The organism is Lactobacillus sp. ESL0679, assembly GCF_029433515.1.
In the GTDB taxonomy this organism is placed as follows: Bacteria; Bacillota; Bacilli; order Lactobacillales; family Lactobacillaceae; genus Lactobacillus.
Genome location: NZ_JAQTIG010000011.1, coordinates 1 through 8,577, shown reverse-complemented (window position 1 = coordinate 8,577; position 8,577 = coordinate 1). Strand labels below are relative to the sequence as shown.

6 protein-coding genes are annotated in these 8,577 nt (G+C 35.7%); 3 read left to right on the top strand and 3 right to left on the bottom strand.

Annotation, left to right across the window (positions count from 1 at the left end; all coding sequences use genetic code 11):
* The first annotated feature begins 366 nt into the window (after positions 1-366).
* The 3 genes from PT287_RS09960 to PT287_RS09950 all read left to right on the top strand — a co-directional run bounded on the left by PT287_RS09960 (position 367) and on the right by PT287_RS09950 (position 5,707).
* Entirely contained in the window at positions 367-1,641 is a 1,275-nt protein-coding gene (locus PT287_RS09960; RefSeq protein ID WP_277134660.1) for an SLAP domain-containing protein, read from the top strand.
* Between the two features lie 151 nt (positions 1,642-1,792).
* Positions 1,793-2,812 carry a helveticin J family class III bacteriocin gene (locus PT287_RS09955; protein ID WP_277134659.1) on the top strand — a complete coding sequence of 340 codons (1,020 nt, stop codon included), beginning with the start codon at positions 1,793-1,795 and terminating at the stop codon, positions 2,810-2,812.
* A 1,056-nt stretch (positions 2,813-3,868) separates the two neighbouring features.
* Entirely contained in the window at positions 3,869-5,707 is a 1,839-nt protein-coding gene (locus PT287_RS09950) for a plasmid recombination protein (protein ID WP_277134658.1), read from the top strand.
* A gap of 94 nt (positions 5,708-5,801) precedes the next feature.
* On the opposite strand, the gene PT287_RS09945 is transcribed toward PT287_RS09950, so the two are convergent.
* The 3 genes from PT287_RS09945 to PT287_RS09935 form a co-directional block, all read right to left on the bottom strand.
* On the bottom strand, positions 5,802-6,035 hold the full coding sequence (locus PT287_RS09945; protein WP_277134657.1) for a hypothetical protein: 234 nt from the start codon (positions 6,033-6,035) through the stop codon (positions 5,802-5,804).
* 988 nt (positions 6,036-7,023) lie between these two features.
* Positions 7,024-7,413 (bottom strand): DUF536 domain-containing protein, encoded by a 390-nt coding sequence (locus PT287_RS09940; RefSeq protein ID WP_277134656.1) that lies wholly within the window; start codon positions 7,411-7,413, stop codon positions 7,024-7,026.
* A gap of 68 nt (positions 7,414-7,481) precedes the next feature.
* Positions 7,482-8,540: a GH25 family lysozyme gene (locus tag PT287_RS09935; RefSeq protein WP_277134655.1), complete on the bottom strand. Its 1,059-nt coding sequence runs from the start codon at positions 8,538-8,540 to the stop codon at positions 7,482-7,484.
* Positions 8,541-8,577: the final 37 nt, after the last annotated feature.

The following is an 8,577-nucleotide window of genomic DNA, read 5'->3' as shown; positions in this document are numbered from 1 at the left end:
TTTAAACGATCAATTTCATCTTCATCATCGCGAAATTTAGTATGATAATATTTCACGTCATCATAGAGACGTTTACGTTCTTCTTCATCAGATTCATGCTTTGACTTCACCCGCCATTGATAGAAACTGATTAACATCGAAACAAGTCCACCAAAGGCGGTAGAGGTCAGCAGCATTAAAATGGTTTTATCCAACTCTACCAGCCCTTTCTTGGCTTTTTCAAATATATATAAGCACAATTAATATAGCATTGTTTTCTTTTGTATGCAAACATATGTTCGAAAAACAAGAATAGATATTACTTAAACTTAGTTCGCTACCGAAGTATAATGACTATAATTATTATTTCCATTATGAGGTGAATATATGAAATTAAGTAAAAAACTTCTTCTTGGTTCGATTACTGGTATTTTGACTTTAGGTGCTGGATTCCCAGTATCACAGTGGCTCAAATCTACACCCGTAGCCGCAACTACAACTTCAAATACTAATACACTAAAATTAGTTCATGGAGCCTATGTTTATAATAAAAAAGGTCAACGTCTTACTAAATATCGTGGTAGCCGGTATAACACTCATTTACGCAAAGGTACTAATATTAAGTACGCTGGAACCATCCAGCCTATCGAAAAAGACAGCAAACAATACTACTTACTAAATGATGACAACTACAATCAATCGTGGTTGCCCTATAAAAAAATCAAAGGTAAATATTATTACAACATTGGTCACGGTGGTTACATCAATGCAGCTAATGTCAATGAAATTAACGGGCAACCGCTTTATGTAGCAAGTGCTACCGTTACAATTCACGATAAAAATAAATACGATAACTTTCCTAAAAAAGGACTATATGTTGGATCAGGATCTGATCGTATTCTTATTAAAACAGGTCAAAAAATTACAGTTGATCGTACTAGTACAATTCCTACCGGAAATTCAACATCAGTTGCTTATCGAATAGCTGGTACGACTGATACCTTTGTTATTACAAAATTTGTTAAAAATAAGCCTAGACAAAAGTTAGCTATTTACACCATCGATACTTATGTCGGCTTAAAACAAAATAGTAATGCCTATAGTATTTCATCGATCCTTAAACCGAAAATTACTAATAAAAACGTTATACTTGCCAAAAATGAAAATCTTCCCGTAATTAGAAAAATTTATGTTTGGGTACCTAAGGACAATAAAGCTGAATTATTTTATCGCTTAAATTATTACTCTCCTGAAGAATCTATTAATTACGAAAATGCAATTCAAAATCAACTGTTTTATGTTAAAGCAGCTGATGCGATTTACTTATCAGGTCCACAATTAACACCAGCCAATACTCCGGAAGAAGCTCAAGCAGACGCTAAAATTGCAACAGCATCTGACAAACAAGATCTACAAAAATTAATTGATCAAGAAAAAACAATTACAGCTAGTTCTAACTATAAAAATGAAGACTACGTAAATACCTATAAAGCTCAATATGATGAAGCTTTAAAACAGGCTAAAGCTGTCAATTCTTCAACTTCAGTAAGCATTACTGAGGTTAAAGAAGCTGTTTGGTATTTAACTACACAACAAGAAGCCTTATTAAACGCTACAAAAACTGGTAATGGAAACGTTAAAGAGACCATGGCTATTAACTAAAATTTAATCCAAAATTAGGTCAGATGACCTAATTTTTTTATTCTTTCTCGAACATGTGTTTGACAAACTTATGTTTGGGTGATAAATTAATCACGATTTCGAAATCATATTAACTTGTTTTAAAAATTATTTTTATTCGAAAGGAAATTTTATGGGTTATACAAATTTAAAAATCTCACCTAAAACTACACTATCAACCGGTGGCAGTACCGGTGTTTATCAAAATGTTGTTCAAAAAGGACATATAGCAAAACATTATATTTATGCCATGCAGTTGCACAAAAACGCTAATTGTGTATTACGTACAAAGTTTACTGGTACTGATCCAGATTCTACAACTTATTTTGGTCCTTCAATGTTAAAAATGTTCGACTCTGCTTCTGGTCACAGCCAAACTTGGGAATACGCTAACCAACCTGGTCAATGGTTTATTGGTACTAAAGGTGTTCTAGCAGATGATGGTTATGAGTGGGCTACTCAAATTGCTCGAGTAACTGTACCACCAACTAGTATCAAACATTATTCCAACACTGACTTTCCAAGATTATCCAGCCTTAGTACTGCAGGAAGTACCACAACACAAAAATACAATATTGATCTTTTACGCTCTGAAGCAGCGGTTTCACCTGATTACAAGTATTTTTTAGTAGCTACTATCACTAAGCCATATCTTCATGATAATGATAGTAAAAAATATAGTGATGGTTATTTTTCTTTATACTATTTGGATGATATTAATAGCAAATTAAATAATGGCACAAGCTATTACCCAATTAATTCATTTACTCCTGTCAAAGATCATGAACATTTTATGATTGAAGATATGACAAAACCAAGTATTATAGGATCATTCCAAGGAGTTGATATTGATGATAATCTCAATATTTATATCTCAAGTCAAAAGAGTCCAAAAACAGGTAGCACATCTGAACCACGATACCTATATAAAATTCCATGGGGAGCAACAAACAAGGCAGATTGGACTACCATAGATTTAAATAATGATTCTAGAGTAGATGACGTTTCAAACCACTCAACAGAATTTGAAAGCGTTCAAGTTATTGATGAAAATCATTTATATTTAACAGTTGCTTATCACGGTTACAATAAAAAGCAGTCATGGGAAACATTAAATAATCGAATCTATGAAATATCATGGGACAATTTGTAGTATACAGTGATTGCCGCATAAATAAAAAAGCAGCTAATAACTGCTTTTTTATTACTCGATTCTTATCTATACCAAAACCAACTTAACATAATGTGCATTATGCGCAGTTGGCCAAAAACGGCATAAAAATAGGACGCATTGCCGTCCCCGAAATAAGCTTGTGAATTGCAAACCGTATAGCATTTAAAAAGCCCAATTTAACGGGCTTTTTATTTTTTGATTTTTTTCAATTTCACAATTAGACCAATTTTATTTTTTTAGACAAAAACAGCCCAGGAAAACCCGAGCTACTTTTGTTGTACTACTTGAGCAGCCTATCGAGAATGGCAAGAATGTCACTCAACACCTGCTCAGCTTTTGCAAGCACAGCGTACAATAGAAACAGTATGACTACTTCACGCATGGTATTCACCTCCTTATGAAAGGTTGACTAGGCCTTTCAGGATAATGCACAAGCGTGCGTAAATATTTTATCATTTTTAGCTTTATATGTTATACTTTGACTAGAAACAGTATGACATGCAGCTTGCATGGAACAAGTGTGCATGCAAGCCGACTACTTGCAAGGCGCCTAGGCAGTCACAATTGACTGCTTTTTTTATGCAAAAAATATGGCTTTAACAAGCGTATCTATTAAACGCACGATATAATTTCAGTAGATGAAGATTTATACAATACGTCTTGTATAAAAACAAAGTGTGCATGCAAGTTAGCTACTTGTAAGGTACCTGGAGCGATATCTTTTAGATCGCTTTTTTTGTTTCTTTTTTAAAAAAGAAAATCGTGTCCCCAAGGACACGATCAGACGAAAAAACAAGCATTAGTCTTTACGACTTTTGCTTGTTTTTTTCGTCATGAAATTTTGCCATTACGCAGTTTTGGCAAAATTGAATTAAGCAGAAATTACGTTAGTTTTTCTGCTTCGCCCCCTGCGCAAGGGCGTTTGATGTAGTGACTTTTGCTGTAAGCAATTGTCACTACATCGAAAACGTTACTTTTTGGAAAAGTAACAAAAAAGAAGTAGAATAAAATCTACTACTCGGAGGTACCTACTTTATGAACCAGAAAATGACTATTTCATTCGCTAAAGGTAAAGCTAGCGAAACTTCAATTAAACACAACAATCGTTCTTTAGATATTGAACATTTTGATTTTGATAAAAAGGGCCATACTCATATTCAACGTGAATTTACTGAATTAAATCAGGTTTTAGTTCATCGTGATATTAAAGACGTTTATCATGAACAATTTGATCCCGCAATCGAGCTTTATAATGCCAAACAAAAACGTGCCGATCGTAAAATTAAAAATTATTACCAGCAAGTCCTTCATAGCAAAAACCAACAAACTCAACGAGAATTTATTGTTCAAGTCGGTAATCAACAAGATTACCTGAATAAAGACCGGGCTAATTCAAAAAATTGGCGTGCTGCTAAAATGATTTTGACCGAATTTGAGCAAGAATTTGCCCAAGATAATCCCAATTTGATTGTTTATAATGCGGTCATTCACATGGACGAGCCGGGATCACCCCACATGCACCTTAACGTTGTCCCTGTAGCCCATTTACCACACGCTAAGCGTGGCTTAACCATCAAGCCTAGTTTTGATAAGGCCTTACGTGAAGAAGGCTATCAGAACGATCCTAAGGACAGCCGGGCACTTTTTAGTAATTTCCAACACCATGAAACCGAGCAATTAAGCAAAATTGCCCTAAGATTTGGTATTGAGCGTGAAGCTGGCTTTACTAATCGCTTAAAAAACGTTCATGAATACAAACAAGCCATGCGTCGAATAGATCAAGCTCAAGAAATTGCTAAAACCCAGCAACAAGAAAATGCCAAAGTACAAATTAAATTAACTGACCAAAAATTAAAGAACGACCAACTTAGTCAAATCATTAATGAAAAACAACAAAATTTGGCAAATTTAGACGCTCAGAGCGTTTTAAATTCTAAAGCCGATAAATCATACATCAGCAACTTAAAACGCCTTGAAAGAGTTAATAAGGGCAAAAATGCCGATTATTATTTACCAACTAAGACTTTTGGCATACTCGACAAGCCACTGGCACAAAAGCGAATTGCAAAATTAATTAGGCAAGCTGACTTACCACAAAACTTGGTACAAATTATTCAACAAAACAAGCAATTACTAACGGAGAATGCCCAATTAAAAGCCCAAAATGAGCAGCTTACAACGCAAAACAAAACTGCAGAACTTAACGGCTACTCTCAAGGCCATACTTTCGGTGTCGAGGAGGGACGGCGAAAAGAACAGCAACGTGCTCACAAAAATGCTGGTAAGCCATATCAAGAAAAAATCAAAAAGTTACAAGAAGAAATTAAGCAGGACGAAAAAATAATCGTGCAATCCGTTGCCAATGATCGCAAACAGGAAAGTAAACGAATTGACCTCAACGCTAAAATTTACGATTTACAACAAAAATTGACTACTGGCAGCGAGCCGTACAAACAACAAATTCACGATTTGCAAACTAAATTGACCGAAAAACAGCAAGAAAATCAAGCTCAAGCTAAACAACTAAAACAACAAGATCAATTAATAGCTGAACAAAAACAAGCTCTAACAGCACGCAATCGACTTATCCAGCAACAACAAACCCAAATTATTAAGCTGGATCAATTCGCTAAAAACTTAGTTGTTGCCGTCAAAGACTGCAAGCCATTAATCAAAAACGCTTGGGATCAAGTTACCAAACAAGTTGGCCAACATTTTCAAAAAGACCTCGAACCAGCTTTAAAATATTTCGCCCGTTATTGGGACAAGGAAGACGTCAAAAAATTAAAACCTGAACCAAGCCAAGAAGAATTACAGGCTGAATATTTTCGACAACGAGCATTAAGAGAACGTAGTCGCGGACTTGAGCGTTAAACAAATCTTGCCCACTTTTTAAACAAAAAACACGTCCAATCATCCTAGGCACTATTAAAAGTTCTTAGAACTCAATTTTGAGCGTTCTGAGACATCACTCTTCTTCACCAAATATTTCCTGATACTCTTTTTCTAACTTAGGATCTGGGTGCAATGCCTCATCATACAAAACCTGAATTTCTTTCTTAACTGGCTGCCACCCTGACAACACACTAATCTCTACTACTGACTTAACCAACAAATAAATCTCTCTATCAGCAATCTTTACCCCTTGAATTATTTGTTGCTCATCATCAATTACTAACTCATATTTTTCCGTTCTTTCCATTCCAGCACCTTACCCTCCAAGATCATTTTTTTACTAACTCTTTTATTTCTTTCTCTTCTTTTTTTGATCTTTTGCTGTTTCTTATTTTTTCCCATTTCTATTCTTACTTTTCTACTCTCATTGGCCTAAACTTCCTACACTACATTTCTATTCTTACTCTTTTGGGGCATACTTCCCCCGTACCTAACTATCGATCAACCGCAAAGCGGTTAGTTAGGTACTCTCCCCTTGCAATAAGAGGAAAAAGAAACGTACCTAACTAATCGCTTTACGATTGATGGTTATAACACCGGCTTTCGCCGACACATGCTTTTAATTGGTCATTCAACGCCCAGACACCGCTCGTATCCGTTGTTTTTTCTCTCTTGATAGATATATGAATCTCGTTCTGGGCAACGTCATTACTAACCCCAGCCAATAGTACGGCGTACTATGTTCTGATACTTACGGCCATGTGCACCACTGCTGCAAATTCTCCTTACATATGAGTAATTCTAAACCTGCAGTAGTCGTTGCAACCGCCCTGACCTTGTTCGCACTGCTGGTCGTCACCGCCACTTGCCCCACTGTCTCGCTACTGACTTTCGGAAATAGATTTATTACTTGAGATGGCTCTATTAAACCTGGCCCTTTTTACAACTTTGTCCTGTTGGCTATTTGTGTGCTGTTTTGATAACGGAAAAACCTCCGAGCTAATCTTTTAACTCGGAGGTTCATTTTAACTTCAACGCTTGCATTTTTAAGTATTCTTGTTATACTTAATTTATTCGTTGAAGCTAATCTGTTGACCGTCCAAAGTTTTGAGATTAGCTTTTTGAATGCTTGGATTACTGTCATATAAGTAAACCAAGCATTTTTTATTTGCTTAATAACGTAATCATAGCATAAAAATTCAAAATTAAAATATTTATTTTAAAAATATTTATTTTTTATGTTGAGAACGCTATTCTACCGCCGTTTAAATTATTTAGAATTAATAATTGATGCTTCATTGCCACCAATGTTTTTTAGCTACTGGTTGTTCCAGCAGCTTTTTATTTTGTTCACTGGTTGCTAAATTAAGCTGTTGTTGTTGATCTAATAATTTATGGAGTTCAGCTATCTGTTGGTCTTTGATTTCTAATTGCTTGTTTAGGCTGTTGACTAGTCTATGCATACTGTCGACATCAGAATAGACTGTCTCTTTAGCGTCTTTGTCTTGTCTTGTTTGTGCATAGTACTGTTTAATATTATCGACAGCTTGCTTATCAAAAATATACTTACCTTTATTGTCTTTGCTTGGTTTATGAGCATTGTCTAGTTGTCCAATTATTTGGTATAGCCTGGATCTACTGATGTTCATACTTTCAAACACTTGTTTAGCAGTCATTGTGTCCATAATCTGCCTCCACGACGCACACTATTTACATTACTTACTAAACCAAGCTTAACAAATAAATATTTTATTTACAAAACTACGTAGGCATTATCTCCTGACACATAAACTTGTTGGCCATTAAATAGCTCCTTTAAAATGAAATATTTGTCTTGACGACCCACTACGTCATATAACTGATTGATTACCAATTCTTTAGCTTTAGTGGCGCTAGTAATAGGATCACATAATGAGTAAGTATTAGGCGTTACGATTTTAACTCTGCCGGCTAATTTAGTTTGTGTGGCCAAAGGATTACTCTTACTGAAGCCATCTCGGCCATCTACCCATTGATCCTTACCTAATTTAAGGGCACCATTTTCTTCGCCCAATACTGCCCAACTAGAGCCAAAATTTAAGTGTCTAATTACCTTGTCTAACTCTGGACTATCATACAGATCACAGCCAGCAATTGCAGTTACTACAAATACCCGCTTAACGTTCCATTTAACTACTGGATGTAATGAAATAACTTCTGCAGTTGAGTTGTTCAACCAACTTTGCCATTGTTCCTTAGTCCAATAACAAACGTCTAAATCAATTGCTTTTTGACCATTACCCCAACCGACTAAACGTCCATTGCCACCAGCATACTGAAAAGCTGCCCAATCCCATTGATGAGTCAATTTACCGTATAAACTACGTGGTTGAAAACCGGTTGTAATACCATTGTTATATTGAGCAATCCATAAAGGATATTTAGCAGCAACGGCTGTCCAGTCCTTACTATTTTCTGTACCCAAAGCCATGTATAACCACGGTTTAGTGCCGGTCTTTTGATAGACATAATCTAACCATTGTTCAACATTAGCAGTAGTCCACTTATTAAGGGCTGCTGCTTCATAATCAAGTACTGGAATTGCTTGGCCAACATATGGCTTAAACATTTGTAAAAAATAATTAGCTTCACTAATTACATCACTACCAGCTGCAAAATGATAGGCAGCCTTTAAATCAGCTGTTGCTAATTGCGTAACTCGGTCAGGATTGGTGTAATACGTTCCTTCAGTAAATTTAACAATCACAAAATCTTGTCCCAGCTTAGGAAACCCTGTTTGATAGGGGCTTGCCAAGTCTACACCGTTTAACATCTAATCACGACCTGACTTAATCTGCGAATCATCAGGA